12 protein-coding genes are annotated in these 16814 nt (G+C 67.7%); 7 read left to right on the plus strand and 5 right to left on the minus strand.

The window, feature by feature from the left end:
* The first annotated feature begins 7 nt into the window (after nucleotides 1-7).
* Nucleotides 8-1156, plus strand: a complete 1149-nt coding sequence (locus DMP23_RS30630; RefSeq protein WP_238608648.1) for a hypothetical protein — start codon at nucleotides 8-10, stop codon at nucleotides 1154-1156.
* An 8-nt stretch (nucleotides 1157-1164) separates the two neighbouring features.
* Nucleotides 1165-2667 (plus strand): hypothetical protein, encoded by a 1503-nt coding sequence (locus tag DMP23_RS30635; protein WP_337823231.1) that lies wholly within the window; start codon nucleotides 1165-1167, stop codon nucleotides 2665-2667.
* Between the two features lie 4 nt (nucleotides 2668-2671).
* On the opposite strand, the gene DMP23_RS30640 is transcribed toward DMP23_RS30635, so the two are convergent.
* Entirely contained in the window at nucleotides 2672-3310 is a 639-nt protein-coding gene (locus tag DMP23_RS30640; RefSeq protein ID WP_238608650.1) for a double zinc ribbon domain-containing protein, read from the minus strand.
* A gap of 196 nt (nucleotides 3311-3506) precedes the next feature.
* Between DMP23_RS30640 and DMP23_RS30645 the strand changes: the two genes are divergently transcribed.
* Genes DMP23_RS30645 through DMP23_RS30660 form a run of 4 tightly spaced genes read left to right on the plus strand, consistent with a single transcriptional unit; the run spans nucleotide 3507 to nucleotide 6312 of the window.
* Nucleotides 3507-4088: a YbaB/EbfC family nucleoid-associated protein gene (locus tag DMP23_RS30645; protein WP_037816282.1), complete on the plus strand. Its 582-nt coding sequence runs from the start codon at nucleotides 3507-3509 to the stop codon at nucleotides 4086-4088.
* A complete protein-coding gene (locus DMP23_RS30650) occupies nucleotides 4088-4423 on the plus strand; it encodes a hypothetical protein (protein ID WP_238608652.1) in 336 nt (111 codons plus the stop codon). The genes DMP23_RS30645 and DMP23_RS30650 overlap by 1 nt, the downstream gene beginning before the upstream one ends.
* An 8-nt stretch (nucleotides 4424-4431) precedes the next feature.
* The gene (locus DMP23_RS30655) at nucleotides 4432-5493 is read left to right on the plus strand and encodes a hypothetical protein (protein WP_037816284.1); all 1062 of its coding nucleotides are present in this window, start codon (nucleotides 4432-4434) and stop codon (nucleotides 5491-5493) included.
* 3 nt (nucleotides 5494-5496) lie between these two features.
* On the plus strand, nucleotides 5497-6312 hold the full coding sequence (locus tag DMP23_RS30660; RefSeq protein WP_134733108.1) for a hypothetical protein: 816 nt from the start codon (nucleotides 5497-5499) through the stop codon (nucleotides 6310-6312).
* A 61-nt stretch (nucleotides 6313-6373) separates the two neighbouring features.
* Here the strand turns inward: DMP23_RS30660 and DMP23_RS30665 are convergent, their stop codons facing one another.
* Nucleotides 6374-10285 carry a DNA-directed RNA polymerase subunit beta' gene (locus DMP23_RS30665; RefSeq protein ID WP_037816286.1) on the minus strand — a complete coding sequence of 1304 codons (3912 nt, stop codon included), beginning with the start codon at nucleotides 10283-10285 and terminating at the stop codon, nucleotides 6374-6376.
* 89 nt (nucleotides 10286-10374) lie between these two features.
* Nucleotides 10375-13878 carry a DNA-directed RNA polymerase subunit beta gene (rpoB, locus tag DMP23_RS30670; RefSeq protein WP_037816287.1) on the minus strand — a complete coding sequence of 1168 codons (3504 nt, stop codon included), beginning with the start codon at nucleotides 13876-13878 and terminating at the stop codon, nucleotides 10375-10377.
* Between the two features lie 720 nt (nucleotides 13879-14598).
* On the opposite strand from rpoB, the gene aroQ reads away from it, so the two are divergent.
* A complete protein-coding gene (gene aroQ / locus DMP23_RS30675; RefSeq protein WP_337823232.1) occupies nucleotides 14599-15069 on the plus strand; it encodes a gamma subclass chorismate mutase AroQ in 471 nt (156 codons plus the stop codon).
* Nucleotides 15070-15085: 16 nt separating this feature from the next.
* Here aroQ and DMP23_RS30680 read toward each other — a convergent pair whose 3' ends face one another.
* Both DMP23_RS30680 and DMP23_RS30685 read right to left on the minus strand, forming a co-directional pair.
* Entirely contained in the window at nucleotides 15086-16150 is a 1065-nt protein-coding gene (locus DMP23_RS30680) for a hypothetical protein (protein WP_337823233.1), read from the minus strand.
* A 26-nt stretch (nucleotides 16151-16176) separates the two neighbouring features.
* Nucleotides 16177-16785, minus strand: coding sequence for a hypothetical protein (locus DMP23_RS30685; RefSeq protein WP_337823234.1), 609 nt, complete (start codon nucleotides 16783-16785; stop codon nucleotides 16177-16179).
* Nucleotides 16786-16814 lie beyond the last annotated feature (29 nt).

The following is a 16814-nucleotide window of genomic DNA, read 5'->3' on the forward strand; positions in this document are numbered from 1 at the left end:
GGAACTCATGGGACAGGACAGCGTCGCCGACGGCGTAAAAATCAAGCACGAAGACGGGTTCGGCCACGACGCGCTCGAAGCGGCCAAGAAGACGCCGTTCGTGGGCAAGGGCGTCAACACGATCTCCGGCGCCATCGAGAACTACGGCGACGCGAAGAGCTTCGGCGACTTCGCCTCGGCCAGCGGCCAGCTGGTGCAGGACGGCGCCGGCTTCGTCGCGGGCGCGGCGGTGGACCTGGCGAGCTTCGCGCTCGACCCGGTCGGCTGGCTGGTCAGCAACGGCCTGAACATGCTGATCGAACTGATCCAGCCGCTGCAGGACGCCCTGCACTTCGTCACCGGCGACGGTCCCGCCCTGAAGGAAGCCTCCGGCAACTTCGTCGAGATCGGCAAGGGCTTCGTCACCCTGGCCGACAATTTCGTCAAGGAAGGCGACGAGGCGCTCAAGGACTGGCAGGGCGAAGGCGGCGACGCCGCGAAGAAGGCGCTGGCCCAGTTCTCCGAGGGCATCAAGGGCATCGGCTCCAGCGCGGGCGCGGTGGCCGAGACCCTGCAGATGTGGTCGATGGTGATGACCGTCATCGAAGAGGTCGTCAAGGCGCTGATCTCCGAACTGGTCAGCTGGCTCATCTACCTGTGGCTGCCCGCGCTCGCCGCCTCCGTCGTCAGCCTCGGCTCGTCCGTCGCCGCGGCGATGACGGCCTCGGTCGCCCGCGTGGCCAGCACGGTCAGCCGGGTCACCAGCCACCTCGGCAAACTCGGCCAGCTGATCGAGAAGTTCCTGACGTTCCTCGCCAAGTGGGCCGACGAGATGATCAAGCAGGGCTCGAAGCTCACCCCGTCCGGCGCCCGCATCACCCCCGGCACGGAGAAGGCGCTCGCCGGTGCGGTCGCCAACGCCACCGGAACCAAGGGAAGCGCTTTCGGCACCGCGGCGGTCGACGCGCTGAAGGGCATGCCCGGCGAGGCGGTCAAGCAGGTCATCGGCGTGAACCCGTCCGACCTGAGCAAGGGCTCCGCCTATGTCGGCAAGGGCGGCTTCGACTTCGCCGACAAGATGATCAGCAACGCGAGGGACATCGGCAAGTCCCAGGACGCGAGCGACGAGGCCGGGGAGCATTCCGCCAAGGACACTCGGGAAAACCTGGACATGTAAGGGTTTGCGTGACGGACGAGCTGGTTGTCCCTGGCTATTTCTTCGGCGGCTGCGCGCTGGCCTTCCTGCTGCTGTGGACCGCCGCCTGGGCCGAGCGTCGCAGCGCGGTCCTGGCGGCGGTTTTCCATGTGCTCAGCGGAATCACCGTCTCCCTCGCCACGCTGTACTGGTTCTCCGCGAGCCTGACCGTGCCGCCGCTGGCCTGGTACGGCGTGCCGCTGGTCGTCGCCGCGCTGCTTGCCTGGCGGGGGTGGCGCTCGCAGCGCTGGGCCAAGCGCGTCGATTCAAGCGGCGAGCCCAGCTTCGGTTTCCTTCCCCGGCAAGGGCTTGCCGTCCCGCGGGATCATCCCGACCCCTGGCCGAGCCGGGCCACGGTCGAGTTCATCCATCACGGACATCGGCTGCTTGGCATCGAGTATTCGACCGAATCTCCTTACCGGGACAGCAATTTCCGCCGGAAGTCGAAGCTGGCCGAGGCGCTCGGTTCGATCTGCTCGGTCGTGGAGCTGCGGATCCCGAACGTGCCCGCGCTGACCATCTCGCCGAAGATCAAAGCCTTCGCCCCAGAGCACTTCACTCCGCTCGAAGACATGCGGATCACCCGCAACCAGTTCAGCTGGCTGCGGCCCGACACCACCCTGCACGAATTCGAGACCGACCCCGAATTCGACCGCCGGTTCTCCGTCTACGCCTCGGATCCGGACTTCGCCCGGGAGATGCTGACCGGCGAGGTCCGCGAGCTGCTCCTGAACGACCGGTGGTTCCGCGTGCACCAGGTCGCCTTCCGCGATGACGCGATCTGGACCACCGACACCGGCGGGCTGACCGAAGACCGGATGTTCGACAACTCCCGCAAACTCGCGATGCTCGCCGCCGCTGTCCCCTCAGCGATGTGGGAGAAGTGGGCGAATGACCGCCAATTCCGTTCAGTCGCGACCAGAGCGGACACCCGGTACGACGCCTGGATCGGCAAGCGCGGCGGATTCCTCCGCACGCCGCTGAACCGCAGGCGCGACGCACGCGACCGGCAGCCGGTCACCTCCATCTCGCTGACCGCGCGGACGCTCATCGCGCTCGCCCTGATCGCCGTCGGAATCGGACCGGCGGGCAACTCGATCGCCGTGCTGACGGGGCTGGCTCCGCAGGTGCAAGCGACGGTCACCGGGGCCAGCGGCGGCGGCACCCGGCATTGTGTGAGCACCACCGGCGGCCCGTCCTGCACCGTCGACCGGGCCGAGGTGTACGGAACCTACGAGCAGGGCGGCATCATCCACGAAATCACCGCCGAATGGAACAAGAACGAGCTTCCCGCGCGGGGCACCGTCGTCGAGATCGCAGTGGGCCCGTTCGGGGGAGATCTGGGCTACCAAGTCGGCTCGGTGTTCGCGGCCGTCGATCTCCTCGGTGCCCTGATCTTGCTTTTCCCCGGCCTGTTGCTGCTCAAGCGCACCTATTTGCCCAGCGTCCCTCGCCGGGTGAAGAAGCGGCGCGAAACCCTCGCCAAGGTCTGAGACCTCAGAGCCGGTGCCCGCAATCCGCGCAGAACACCGCGCCCGCCTTGGACTCCTTGCCGCACTCTCCACAGTGGACAGTCGGGGCCAGCGAGCTTCCGCATCCGGTGCAGAACTTCCCGCCGTCCACCTTCAGGCCGCAGTCCGGGCAGGTGAGCTTCGCGCGGGTGCCCAGGTCCAGGTCCTTGGTCCAGTTCTTCTCGCGCGCCTTGTCCCAGATCTGGTCCCGCTGCGCCGCCGCCTGCGCGCGCGAGACCTCCTCCGCCACGCTGGGCGAACAGCGCAGGCACTGGCCGATTTCCTCGTTCCAGCACTGATCCGCGCACATCCAGTCGCTGCAGCCGCGGCACTGGCGGAAGCGCGGGGTGATCTCCTCGACGGCCGCGGTCAGCGCGCGGTCCTTCGCTGACGAGTTCGTCGCCCGGTCGTACTTCCACTGGTCCGCGGAGCTGCTCAACTGCTGCAGCGTCCCGCCGAAGAACGAGCCCACCGCGCGCAACATGCTGCGCCCGGTCTCCATCGCGTCCCGCTGGAACGCCGACCGGTACCCGTTTCCGCAGCGCTCGCAACGGAATTCGAACTGGTACCCCTGCGCGTTGGAGAGATCCGAGAAGTTGTCCGTGAACGGCACGACATCAGCCACGCGCGCGAAGTTATGCCAGCCGGATCCGGGCCGCGACCGTACAAGTACCGTCTCCGAACCCGCTACGCAGCGCGACCGGGACCAGAGAGCGCGTGGCGGGCTTTTTTGGCGGTTTCGCCGTGTTTAGTCGGATACCGACCGTAAGATGCCGGATTGGGCCATGACGGTATGGCAACAGAACACCAGGGGAGACGGCATGTCCGACGAGTTCGACCGGCTGGTCGCTGAATTCGACCGGTTCCAATCGAGGCTGCAACGGGTGGACGACCAGTTCGCCGGCATCGCCCAGATGCAGGAGGAACTGGGCGCGCTCGAAGCGACCGCGACGTCGCCCGACCAGTCGGTCACCGTCGTCTCCGGCCCGGGCGGGTCGATCAAGGACATCCGGATCACCGATGCCGCGCTGCGCCACGGCGGGACGGAGTTGTCCGGGATGGTGATGGCGACCCTGCAGCAGGCGGTCGCCGAGTCCGCGCGGCAGCAGGCCGTGCTGGTGGACCAGCACACGGGCAACTCGATGCAGCTCACCGAGCAGGTGCTGGAAACCCAGGCCGAACTGCTGGGCACCGACGTCGAGGAATTGCGTGCCGCGATGGAACGGGGCGCGCCCGCGCCGCAGCGGAGCGTCGAGGAAGAACAGCACGAGGACTATTCCGAGCGCGAGCTGCTGGCCGACCCCGCGGAGAAGACCCCTCCCCCGCCGCCACCGCCGTCCTCGGCCGGGTCCGCCGGGGACGACTTCCTCAAGAACCTGTTCGACGACGAGGACCACCGCTGATGGCCGGCTACCAGGTGCAGACGGCGAAGCTCTACGACTACTCCCGCCAGCTGGCGGGTAACAAGACCGCGGTCGCCGGGGTCAAGGGCAAGGTGGCGCAGGCCGACGTCGGCGACGAGTCCTGGGGCGTCATCGGCATCCTCGTCAAACACATGTACACGGACATGGTCAACGACCTGAAAGACCTGCTGACCGCGATGGAAACCGGCCTGCAGTCCGCGTCCGACAAGATCAACCGCGCCGGCCAGTTCTACGACCAGACCGAAGAGGACCACTGCCGCAGCTGGAAAGACGTCATGGGCAAGATCGACAACCTCGGCAGCGGACGGAAGTAGGGGGCGGGATGTCTGATCCGTTGGGCAAGATCGAGATCAAGCCGGAGGACGGCACCGGCAAGAAGATCGTCAACGCGCTGCCGGTGGTGGGCGGCGCGGTGAAGATCTACGACGCGGGCACCAGCGACGCGATCAAGGCAGGCGACACCGCGACCGGGCTGAGCGGGGTGGTTTCCGAGACGACCAACTTCGTCCAGTCGTGCGCGGAAACCGCGATGAGCATCAGCTCCGATCCGATCGGCTGGCTGGTCGGCCAGGGACTGAACTTCCTGCTGGCCGTCTGCGACCCGCTCCAGGACGCGATCCACTTCGTCAGCGGCGACGGCCCGGCACTGTCCAAAGCGGCCGAGAACTTCACGGCGATCGGGCGCGGGCTGGAGCAGTTCGCGCACCAGTTCAGCGAGCAGGCGAAGAGCTCGCTCTCCCAGTGGGAAGGCGGCGCGGCCGAAACCGCGGCGGAGAAGCTGGCCAAGTTCTCGACCGGGATCACCGGCACCGCCGACCAGGCCGGCGACATCGCGACGATGCTGCAGGTGTGCAGCATGGCGATGACCGTCATCGAGGACTTCATCAAGGCGCTGCTGACCGAGCTGATCACCTGGCTGATCATGATCTGGATCCCGGCACTGGCCGCCGCGGTCCCGTCGTTCGGAGCATCCACCGCGGCGGCGGGCACGGCGACCGGGGTGCGCGCGGCGTCTACCGCGGGCAAGGCGACCAAGCAGGTCAGCAAGCTGCAGAAGCTGCTGGACATGATCAAGGACTTGATCGCCCGGTTCCAGACGTTCTTCAAAGCAGCCAAGGACGAGGTGGCCAAGATGGCCGAGGCAGGCGGCAAGACCACCGCCAAGCGGGCCAAGGACGGTTTCGGGAAAACCGTCGGCGGGAAGCTGCTGGACGAGGCACGGTCGCAGGTCGGGCTCCGAAGCCACGACAAGAACGAAACCGACCTGCCGGTCAAGCCAGGGAAACCGTTGGGACACCTGGAGAACGCGCGCAAGGCCGTCGAGTACGCGGCGACCGGGGACGGAACTTCGGAAGACGAGACCAAAAAAGATCTGGAGTTCTGAACCGTGGATCTCGCCCTCGCAGAGCACGACGCTTGGTACTGGCTCAGGCCGATTCTCGGACTCCTGGTCATGGTCGTGCTCCCGAGTTATCTCGGCTTCCGCTGGCATCTGAAGAAGAAACGGGCGAGACAAGCCCGGGAGGCCGCATTGCACGCGGTGCCCGAGGAACTGGGCGGATCCATGGTCGCCGATCTGAAATACGGGCGGCCCCGGTCCGCGCAGCGCCGGAAGCCTCTTGGCGAGCTGTACCGGCCGAAGACCATCTCGGAGGGCATGACCTTCCCCAGCAGTCCTCCGACCGTCGAGTTCGCGGCTGATCTGCCGCGGCGGGACCGGCAGTTCCGGGTCAGCGCGTACTGGTGCTCGCTCCGGGTCGGGGCCAACAGCTCCAGAAGGATCTACGAGTACACCATCGAAACCAAGGTCGGGCCGACGCCGAGCATGAAGATCGCCAAGGCGTACCCGACCGAACCGGTGCGGATGTTCGGGCGGACCATGGCGTATCTCAACTACCAGCAAAGGCTGTTCGAAGCGGAGGCGCGAACGTCGCCCTCGGCCGCCCGCTGGGAGCAATTCACGCCGGCCGAGAACGAGTTCACCGGATACGCCAGCGATCAGGACCTCTCGGCCCAGGTCATCGCCCCGGAGACCATGGACTGGCTGCGCGGCAACCATGAACTGCTTCCGGACCTCATCGGCCTCGAGCACGGGTGGTGCTACGCGGTGTACCGGGACGAGATCGACCCGGCGACCCTGGTCGCCAGAATCGACCTGATCGCCGACTTCCTCGACCGGATCAACGTGCCCGCCGCGGTCTGACCCCGCATACAGCGAAACGCCCCCGGCCGAAGCCGGGGGCGTTTCGTTCACGCGGAGCGGATCAGCGGAAGTCGCGACCGAAGTCGTAGTCGTCCAGCGGAACCGCGGCGCCGGTGCCCGAACCGAACACGTCCGGGGTGTAGTAACCGTCGTCGTAGGACGGGATCGCGTACGCCGCGACCCGCGCCTCCTCGGTCGGCTGCACCTGGATGTTCCGGTACTTGTTGATGCCCGTACCGGCCGGGATGAGCTTACCGATGATGACGTTCTCCTTGAGGCCCACGAGCTTGTCCGAGCGGCCGTTGATGGCCGCGTCGGTCAGGACGCGCGTGGTCTCCTGGAACGAGGCCGCCGACAGCCACGAGTCCGTGGTCAGCGACGCCTTCGTGATGCCCATCAGCACCGGACGGCCCGAAGCCGGCTCGCCGCCCTCGGCGACCGCGGCCCGGTTCGTCGCCTCGAACTTCGTCCGCTCGGGCAGTTCGCCCGGCAGGAAGTCCGTGGCTCCGGAGTCGATGATCGTCACGCGGCGCAGCATCTGCCGCACGATGACCTCGATGTGCTTGTCGTGGATCGACACACCCTGCGCCCGGTACACCTTCTGGACCTCGTCCGTGAGGTGCATCTGCGCTTCGCGCGGGCCCATGACGCGCAGGACCTCGTGCGGGTCCGGCGTGCCCTCGAGCAGCTGCTGGCCGACGTTGACGTGGTCGCCGTCGCCCAGCGGGCCGTTCGGGGTGTTCGCGAGCCGCTGCCGCTTGGACAGCTTGTCGAAGACGATCTCCTCCGACCCGTCGTCCGGGATCAGGGTGATCTTCCAGAACCGCTCGCTCTCCTCGATCCGCACGCGGCCGTCGACGTCCGCGATCGGAGCCTTGCCCTTCGGCACCCGAGCCTCGAAAAGCTCGGTGACACGGGGCAGACCGGTCGTGATGTCGTCACCGGCGACACCACCCTGGTGGAACGTACGCATCGTCAGCTGCGTGCCCGGCTCACCGATCGACTGGGCGGCGACAATGCCGACCGCCTCGCCGACGTCGACGAGTTGGCCCGTCGCCATCGAACGGCCGTAGCAGGTCGCGCAGACACCGACCGCCGACTCGCAGGTGAGCACCGAGCGGACCTTCACCTTCGAGATGCCGCTGGAGAGCAGCTTCTCGATGGCCGGGTCGCCGATGTCGTCGCCCGCGTTCAGCACGACGTTGCCCTTGGCGTCCACCGCGTCCGTCGCGAGGTTCCGCGCGTACACGGAGGTCTCGACGTGCTGGTCGCGCACGACCTTGCCGTCGCCGAGGTCCTCGCCGATCGGCATCATGATGCCGCGCGTGGTGCCGCAGTCGATCTCGCGGACGATGACGTCCTGCGAAACGTCCACCAGACGACGGGTCAGGTAACCCGAGTCCGCGGTACGCAGCGCCGTGTCCGCCAGACCCTTCCGGGCGCCGTGGGTGGCGATGAAGTACTCCGCCACCGACAGGCCTTCACGGAAGTTCGCCTTGATCGGACGCGGGATGTACTCGCCCTTCGGGTTCGACACCAGACCACGCATACCGGCCAGCGAACGGACCTGCGTCATGTTGCCGGCGGCGCCCGACTTCACGATCATGGCGATCGGGTTGTCGTCCGGCAGCGCCGTCTCCATGATCTTGTGGACCTCTTCGGTCGCCTGCGTCCACACCTTGACGAGCTCGTTGTTGCGCTCGGCGTGGGACAGCTGACCGCGCTGGTACCGCTTCTCGACCTGGTCGGCCTTGCCCTCGTACTCGTCGAGAATGGCCTTCTTGCCGACCGGGGTCAGCACGTCCGAGATCGCGACCGTGACGCCCGAGCGGGTCGCCCAGTAGAAACCGGCGTCCTTGAGCTTGTCCAGCGTCTGCGCGACCTGCGTCATCGAGTACCGCTCGGCGAGGTCGTTCACGATGGCCGCCTGCCGCTTCTTCGGCATCGGCTCGTTGATGAACGGGTAGTCCGCCGGAAGCAGGTCGTTGAACAGGACGCGGCCCAGCGTCGTCTCGGCCAGCCACGGCTTGCCCGGCTCCCAGCCCTTTTCCGCGAGCGCCGCCTCGTCGGCCTTCGCAGGCTGACGGTCGGTGACGCGGATCTTGACCGGGGCGTGCAGGCTCAGCGCCTTGCGGTCGAACGCCATGATCGCCTCGGCGGGCGACGAGTACGCGTTGCCCGCGCCCTCGGCGTTCTCGTTCAGCCGGGTCAGGTGGAACAGACCGGTGACCATGTCCAGACGCGGCATGGCGAGCGGACGGCCCGACGCCGGCGACAGGATGTTGTTCGCCGACAGCATCAGGATCCGGGCCTCGGCCTGCGCCTCGGCCGACAGCGGCAGGTGCACCGCCATCTGGTCGCCGTCGAAGTCCGCGTTGAACGCTTCGCAGACCAGCGGGTGCAGCTGGATGGCCTTGCCCTCGACCAGCTGCGGTTCGAAGGCCTGGATGCCCAGCCGGTGCAGGGTCGGCGCGCGGTTCAGCATCACCGGGTGGCCGGTGATAACCTCTTCGAGCACGTCCCACACCTGCGGCCGCGAGCGCTCCACCATCCGCTTGGCGGACTTGATGTTCTGCGCGTGGTTCAGGTCGACCAGCCGCTTCATGACGAACGGCTTGAACAGCTCGAGCGCCATGTCCTTCGGCAGACCGCACTGGTGCAGCTTCAGCTGCGGACCGACGATGATGACCGAACGGCCCGAGTAGTCGACGCGCTTGCCCAGCAGGTTCTGGCGGAACCGGCCCTGCTTGCCCTTCAGCAGGTCGGACAGCGACTTCAGCGGCCGGTTGCCCGGGCCGGTGACCGGACGCCCGCGGCGGCCGTTGTCGAACAGCGCGTCGACGGCCTCCTGCAGCATCCGCTTCTCGTTGTTGACGATGATCTCGGGCGCGCCGAGGTCGATCAGCCGCTTGAGCCGGTTGTTCCGGTTGATCACGCGGCGGTACAGGTCGTTCAGGTCCGACGTGGCGAAGCGGCCACCGTCGAGCTGCACCATCGGGCGCAGGTCCGGCGGGATGACCGGGACGGCGTCGAGCACCATGCCGCGCGGGTCGTTGCCGGTCGCCTGGAACGCGGCGACGACCTTGAGCCGCTTCAGCGCGCGGAGCTTCTTCTGCCCCTTGCCGTTGCGGATGGTGTCGCGCAGGCTGTCGGCCTCCGCGGCGACGTCGAACTCGGTCGCCAGCTTCTGGATCGCTTCCGCGCCCATGCCGCCGGTGAAGTACTCGCCGTACCGGTCGATCAGCTCGCGGTAGAGCAGCTCGTCGGCGATCAGCTGACGCGGCTCGAGCTTCGTGAAGGTCGTCCAGACCTCCTCGAGGCGGTCCAGCTCGCGGCCGGCGCGGTCGCGCAGCTGGCGCATCTCGCGCTCGCCGCCCTCCTTGACCTTGCGGCGCACGTCGGACTTCGCGCCCTCCGCCTCCAGCTCGGCCAGGTCGGCTTCCAGCTTCTGCGCGCGGGCCTCGATGTCGGCGTCGCGCTTCGTCTCGAGGTTCTTGCGCTCGACGCCGATCTCGTTCTCGAGGGTCGGCAGGTCGTTGTGCCGCAGCTCCGTGTTCACGCCGGTGATCACGTAGGCCGCGAAGTAGATGATCTTCTCGAGGTCCTTGGGCGCCAGGTCCAGCAGGTAGCCGAGGCGCGACGGAACGCCCTTGAAGTACCAGATGTGGGTGACCGGCGCGGCCAGCTCGATGTGGCCCATCCGCTCACGGCGCACCTTGGCGCGAGTGACCTCGACGCCGCAGCGCTCGCAGATGATGCCCTTGAACCGGACGCGCTTGTACTTGCCGCAGTAGCACTCCCAGTCCCGGGTCGGACCGAAGATCTTCTCGCAGAAGAGCCCGTCCTTCTCCGGCTTGAGGGTCCGGTAGTTGATGGTCTCCGGCTTCTTGACCTCGCCGAAGGACCACTGACGGATGTCGTCGGCGGTGGCGAGGCCAATCCGGAGCTCATCGAAGAAGTTGACGTCCAGCACGTCTAAGTCCCCTTGGGGTTGTTTCGGCTAGAGAGGGGTCGGCGGTGGAGCGGGAACCCGCGGGAGGCAGGTTCCCGCTCGACACCGAATCAGTGCACGACGTCGTCCACCGAGGGCGACTCGTTGCGGGACAGGTTGATGCCGAGGTTCGCCGCTGCGCGCTCGAGGTCCTCGTCGTCGGAGTCGCGCATCTCGATCGCCGCACCGTCGCTGGAGAGCACCTCGACGTTGAGGCACAGCGACTGGAGCTCCTTGAGGAGCACCTTGAACGACTCCGGGATGCCCGGCTCGGGGATGTTCTCCCCCTTCACGATCGCCTCGTACACCTTGACGCGGCCGACCACGTCGTCCGACTTGATCGTGAGCAGTTCCTGCAGCGTGTAAGCCGCGCCGTAGGCCTGCATCGCCCAGCACTCCATCTCGCCGAAGCGCTGGCCGCCGAACTGCGCCTTACCGCCCAGCGGCTGCTGGGTGATCATCGAGTACGGGCCGGTGGAGCGGGCGTGGATCTTGTCGTCGACCAGGTGGTGCAGCTTCAGGATGTACATGTAGCCGACCGACACCGGGTACGGGTACGGCTCGCCGGAGCGGCCGTCGAACAGCGTGGCCTTGCCGTTCTCCTTGACCATGCGCTCGCCGTCGCGGTTCGGCTTGGTCGCCCCGAGCAGCCCGGTGAGCTCCTCTTCCTTCGCGCCGTCGAACACCGGGGTCGCGGTGTTCGTGTTCGGCGCGACGTCGTAGAGCTCCTCGGACAGGTTCTTCGCCCAGTCCGGGTTGCCCTCGATCGTCCAGCCCTGCGAGGCCAGCCAGCCGAGGTGCAGCTCGAGGATCTGGCCGATGTTCATCCGTCGCGGCACACCGTGGGTGTTCAGGATGATGTCGACCGGGGTGCCGTCCTCCATGAACGGCATGTCCTCGACCGGCAGGATCTTGCCGATGACACCCTTGTTGCCGTGCCGGCCGGCGAGCTTGTCGCCCGGCTGGATCTTGCGCTTCTGGGCCACGTAGACGCGGACCAGCTCGTTGACGCCCGGGGGCAGCTCGTCGTCGTCCTCGCGGGAGAACACCCGGATGCCGATGACCTTGCCGGTCTCGCCGTGCGGCACCTTCAGCGAGGTGTCGCGGACCTCGCGCGCCTTCTCGCCGAAGATCGCGCGGAGCAGGCGCTCCTCCGGGGTCAGCTCGGTCTCGCCCTTCGGCGTGACCTTGCCGACCAGGATGTCGCCGTCGCGGACCTCGGCTCCGATGCGGATGATGCCGCGCTCGTCGAGGTCGGCCAGGACCTCCTCGGAGACGTTCGGGATGTCCCGGGTGATCTCCTCGGCGCCCAGCTTGGTGTCGCGGGCGTCGATCTCGTGCTCCTCGATGTGGATCGACGTCAGCACGTCGTCCTGCACCAGGCGCTCGGAGAGGATGATCGCGTCCTCGTAGTTGTGGCCCTCCCACGGCATGACCGCGACGAGGAGGTTCTTGCCGAGCGCCATCTCACCGTTCTCGGTGGACGGGCCGTCGGCGATGACCTGGCCCTGCTCGACCCGGTCACCCTCGTTGACGATCGGCCGGTGGTTGAAGCACGTGCCGTGGTTGGAGCGGCGGAACTTGTACAGTCCGTAGCTCTTCCGCGTGCCGTCGTCGTGCATGATCGTGATGATGTCCGCGGACAGCTCCTCGACCACGCCGGCCTGCTCGGCGACCAGGACGTCCCCGGCGTCGACCGCGGCGCGCAGCTCCACGCCGGTGCCCACGTACGGAGCCTGGTTGCGCAGCAGCGGAACAGCCTGCCGCTGCATGTTCGCGCCCATCAGCGCGCGGTTCGCGTCGTCGTGCTCCAGGAACGGGATCATCGCGGTGGCGACGGAGACCATCTGCCGCGGCGACACGTCCATGTAGTCGATCTCGAGCGGGTCGATCAGCTCGACCTCGCCGCCCTTGCGGCGGCCGAGGACCTTGGACTCGACGAAGTGCCCGTCGTCGGTCAGCGGCGCGTTGGCCTGCGCCTTGACGTAACGGTCTTCCTCGTCCGCGGTCAGGTAGTCGACCTGGTCGGTGACCTGGCCCTCGACGACCTTGCGGTACGGCGTCTCGATGAAGCCGAACGGGTTGACCCGCGCGTACGAGCACAGCGAGCCGATCAGGCCGATGTTCGGGCCTTCCGGCGTCTCGATCGGGCACATCCGGCCGTAGTGCGACGGGTGGACGTCGCGGACCTCCATGCCGGCGCGCTCACGGGACAGACCGCCCGGGCCGAGGGCCGAAAGACGACGCTTGTGCGTCAGGCCCGACAGCGGGTTGTTCTGGTCCATGAACTGCGACAGCTGCGAGGTGCCGAAGAACTCCTTGATCGCCGCGCCGATCGGGCGGATGTTGATCAGGGTCTGCGGCGTGATCGCCTCGACGTCCTGCGTGGTCATGCGCTCGCGCACGACGCGCTCGGTGCGGGAGAGGCCGACCCGGATCTGGTTCTGGATCAGCTCGCCGACGGTGCGCAGGCGGCGGTTGCCGAAGTGGTCGATGTCGTCGGTCTCGACCGGCACCTCGACGCCGGCGGAGCTCGTCATCTTGTCCTCGCCGGCGTGCAGCCGGACCAGGTACTCGATGGCCGAGACGATGTCCTCTTCGGTCAGCGTGCCGGTCTCGTACGGGGTGTCGAGGCCCAGCTTCTTGTTGACCTTGTAGCGGCCGACCTTGGCCAGGTCGTAGCGCTTCGGCTTGAAGAACAGGTTCTCCAGCAGCGTCTGCGCGCTCTCCTTCGTGGGCGGTTCGCCCGGGCGCAGCTTGCGGTAGATGTCGAGCAGCGCCTCGTCGGTGCCCGCGGTGTGGTCCTTCTCGAGGGTGGCCAGCAGCGTCTCGGAGAACGAGAAGCGCTCGCGGATCGCCTCGGTGGACCAGCCCAGCGCCTTCAGCAGCACGGTGACCGGCTGGCGGCGCTTGCGGTCGATGCGGACGCCGACGGTGTCGCGCTTGTCCACGTCGAACTCGAGCCACGCGCCGCGGCTCGGGATCACGCGCACGCTGAAGACGTCCTTGTCGGTCGTCTTGTCGACACTGCTGTCGAAGTACACGCCCGGAGAACGCACCAGCTGGGACACGACGACCCGCTCGGTGCCGTTGATGATGAAGGTGCCCTTGTCGGTCATCACCGGGAAGTCGCCCAGGAAGACCGTCTGGCTCTTGATCTCGCCAGTGTTGTTGTTGACGAACTCGGCGGTGACGAACAGCGGGGCCGCGTACGTCATGTCCTTGTCCTTGCACTCCTCGATCGAGGCCTTGACCTCGTCGAAGCGCGGAGCGGAGAAGGAAAGGGACATCGAGCCCGAGAAGTCCTCGATCGGCGAGATCTCGTTGAGGACCTCTTCCAGACCGCCGACCGGGTTTTCTTCGCCTTCGTTGACGCGGCGCTCGAACCACGCCTCGTTGCCGGTGAACCACTGGAACGACTGGATCTGGACGTCAAGCAGGTTCGGGGTGGAGAGTGGCTCGCGGATCTTCGCGAAGGAGACCCGCTTGGGCGCTCCGGGGATTCCCGTGGCCTGCGCGCGGGATTCAGCCGAGGTGGTCGCAGCAGTGGCCTGGTTCGCGGGAGAGACTGCCAAGATGCGTCCTTCCGGGGACAATGAGCGGTGAGCAGCCGCGATGGCAACAGCTGTCGCGGACTGTCAGGGGTGCCGTGTGCCCACTATCCTAACTACCGGCTCCGGGCAGCCTGAAAGAGGGCAGCGCAAAGAAGCAGTCTAGCCCCGATGACGCGGTCTGTCCAGGGGGCACTCCCGACGGGGCCCAGCCTGCATCGCGTCACCTTGGGGCAGTGCGTCTCCCTGAGCCTCACTGCGTCCTTCCGGCTCCCGGTTCGCCCGGGTTTTCGCGCCCCTCCCGCAAGGTTCGCGTTCCCCGGCCGTGACCGTTGGCAGTAAGCGTGAACCCACGCGGCTTTGGAGTCAAGATGCCGCGCGGCTCTCCCGCCGGTTGGCGCAGCGTCGAACCCGGACAGCACAGGGTGACCGATCCGGCCGCGGTCCCGGTTACCGCCGGGTACTCCGGGACGGCCGCGCAGGTCGGCCGGACAGCGACGCAGGTGGGCGGCCTGCGCCCGGTTTCGGCGGCGGTTTCCGCATCGGCGCGGCGGGCGCGGGATGGATCACATTCCGCGAGCGGTCAGGTGCTTCGCGGCGGACGAAAACAGGGGAACTTCGGGCAGCTCGGCACCCGATTCCGGGTCCCCCGGACAGGGGTTGCACACGCCCGGAAGCGACGCTTGGCAACGGATGCGTCCCGGTGATCAACTGGGCGGGCCCGAACTCCCGGAGGTGCGCACGATGCCCGGACCCGACGCGTCGCTTCCCGACCTGGTCCTGCGCAGGCTGGCGATCAGCGAACAGGTCGCCGCCGCGAAGTTCGGGGCCGGGCGGCCGGTCGACGATCCCGTCCGCGAGCAGCGGGAGCTGGCCCGCGTCCGGGTGCTGGCCCGGGAAATCGGCCTCGACCCGGATCTCGCCGCCGGGTTCCTCTCGGATCAGATCACCGCCAGCAAACAGGTCCAGCATCGGCTCTTCACGCACTGGAGCGCGCATCCCGGCGACCTGCCCGAGGGCGGTCCCGACCTGTCGGTGCTGCGGGCCGAATTGGACGGTCTCACGGCCGCTCTGCTGGACCGGCTGGCCGTGACCGGCTCGGAGGCCCTGGAGCCGCCGGAGAGCCCGGATGAGCTGCAGGAGCCGCTTCGGACGGCGTTCCGGACGCTGACACGACAACGGCCCGCCCCCGGAGGTTCCGGGAACGGGCCGTGACGACTGCTCAGGACGCTTACTTCGACGGCGGAGCCGAAGCGGGCGCGGACGGCGCGGGGGCGCCAGCGGCCGGTGCGGCGGCCTTGTAGGTGTCCATGTCGGTGATCTTCCACGTGTTGCCCTGCAGCTGGGCGTCCACGTGCATCTGCGCCGTGCCCGCGGCGGTCTGCTTCGTGTCCGCGCGCGTCGACGTCTGGTCGATGAACAGCATCACCCTGGCGAGGTCGCCGTTCAGCCGGATCACCGCGCTGCGGGTGACCTTGCAGGTCACGACCACCTTCTGCTCCGGAGCCAGCTTCTTGACCTGGCCCATCAGCGCGTTGTAGCTCGTCTTGACCTGGTCGGTGGCGAGCAGCTGGTTGGCCGCGTCCTCGGTCTTCTTGATGTTGTTGAAGTCGTAGGAGAACAGCGTCTCGATGGCCTTCGAGACCTGGTCCTTGACCTGCGCGGTCTTCGCCACGTCGAGCACCGCGCGGTTGCTCGTCGAATCGGCCGCGTCCGAGCCCTTGACCTGGAAGATCACCGCCGCCGCGACCAGTGCCAGGCCGACCACCAGCAGCAGTGCGACGCGCACGGTGTTGCGGCTGACCACGGACCGCTGAGGCGGTACCTCGGCGGCTTCCTCCGCTCGAGCCTTGGTCTCGGCTTCCTCGACGTCCGAGGGCTTCTCCGAGCCGGTGTCGCGCTTCTTGCGCCGCGGGCTCGGCCGGGCCGGTTTCTCGTCCTCGACGGTCTCGCCGGTGAGCGCGTCGACCTCTTCGGCCGGGGCTTCCTTGGTTACCCCGGAGACCTCGGCGGCGTCTTCCTCGACAGGGGTCTCCGCGACCTCGGCCGAAGCAGGCTCGGTCTCGGTCGAAGCGGGCTCAGGGTCGGCCGGGCGCACCAGGCCGCCGCGGGGAATCCGCAGCTCCTGGGTCACCTCGGCCGGATCCGCGTCGGGGAGCGGCCGCGGCCGGGGGCGCGGCTTGGGCGAGGCCGCCGGCGCCGCCGGGTCCGACGGCTTGCGCAGCCCGGCGACCTTCGGCTTGCGAGCCGGTGGCGTGCTGCTGCTGCGCGGTGGCTGGCGACGGGAGGGGGGCACTGCGGAACTCCGATCTGCGGGTGAAGCTACTTGCCGGCGGCGACGAGCGGCACTTGGTCGATCCCGGACAGCTTCCACTTGCCGTCGACCCGGGTCATCTGGACCTCGAGCCGCAGCGCCTTGGTGGCGTTCTTCCCGCCCGCCGAGGTGTCCGTGCTGATCGCGGCCAGGAAGCTGGCCTTGCCGTCGTGGTCGTTGAGCTCCTCGACCGCGATGTCCTGGATCGTGGTGGTGACCTTGACCTTCTGGTCGGTCAGCGCCTTCGAGTAGTTCGGCTGGGCCTGCTCGATCTGCTTGGCCATGTCGTCGCTGGAGACGTCCTTCTGCTTCTGGAAGTACGCGTCCAAGTTCGCGTAGTCGACCTGGGTGTAGGCCAGCACCGCGGCGGTGCCGTCCTTGAGCACGTCGTCGCGCGCCGAAGCCAGATCCCGGTCGCCGTCCATCTCCGCGACCAGCCACATGATCCCGAACACGATCGCCACCACCAGCGCGGCGAGAGCGAACGCCCCGGACCCGAACAGCCACACCCGCGGCGATCCGGGAAGCGTCCACTTTTCCTTCGCCGCCACCGCCGTTGCCGGTTCGGGCGTATCAGCGGTCACCTCTTCCTCGGCGACCGCGTGCTCGGCACTCATAACACTCCAGAGTAGGTAACAGTCATCAA

It is taken from the genome of Amycolatopsis sp. A1MSW2902 (assembly GCF_017312175.1).
In the GTDB taxonomy this organism is placed as follows: domain Bacteria; phylum Actinomycetota; class Actinomycetes; order Mycobacteriales; family Pseudonocardiaceae; genus Amycolatopsis; species Amycolatopsis nivea.

Coding starts and splice junctions, on each gene's coding strand:
- aroQ (WP_337823232.1), top strand. CDS start 14,599: ATGCCCGGACCCGACGCGTCGCTTCCCGACCTGGTCCTGCGCAGGCTG.
- DMP23_RS30645 (WP_037816282.1), top strand. CDS start 3,507: ATGTCCGACGAGTTCGACCGGCTGGTCGCTGAATTCGACCGGTTCCAA.
- DMP23_RS30655 (WP_037816284.1), top strand. CDS start 4,432: ATGTCTGATCCGTTGGGCAAGATCGAGATCAAGCCGGAGGACGGCACC.
- DMP23_RS30630 (WP_238608648.1), top strand. CDS start 8: ATGGGACAGGACAGCGTCGCCGACGGCGTAAAAATCAAGCACGAAGAC.
- DMP23_RS30685 (WP_337823234.1), bottom strand. CDS start 16,785: ATGAGTGCCGAGCACGCGGTCGCCGAGGAAGAGGTGACCGCTGATACG.
- DMP23_RS30650 (WP_238608652.1), top strand. CDS start 4,088: ATGGCCGGCTACCAGGTGCAGACGGCGAAGCTCTACGACTACTCCCGC.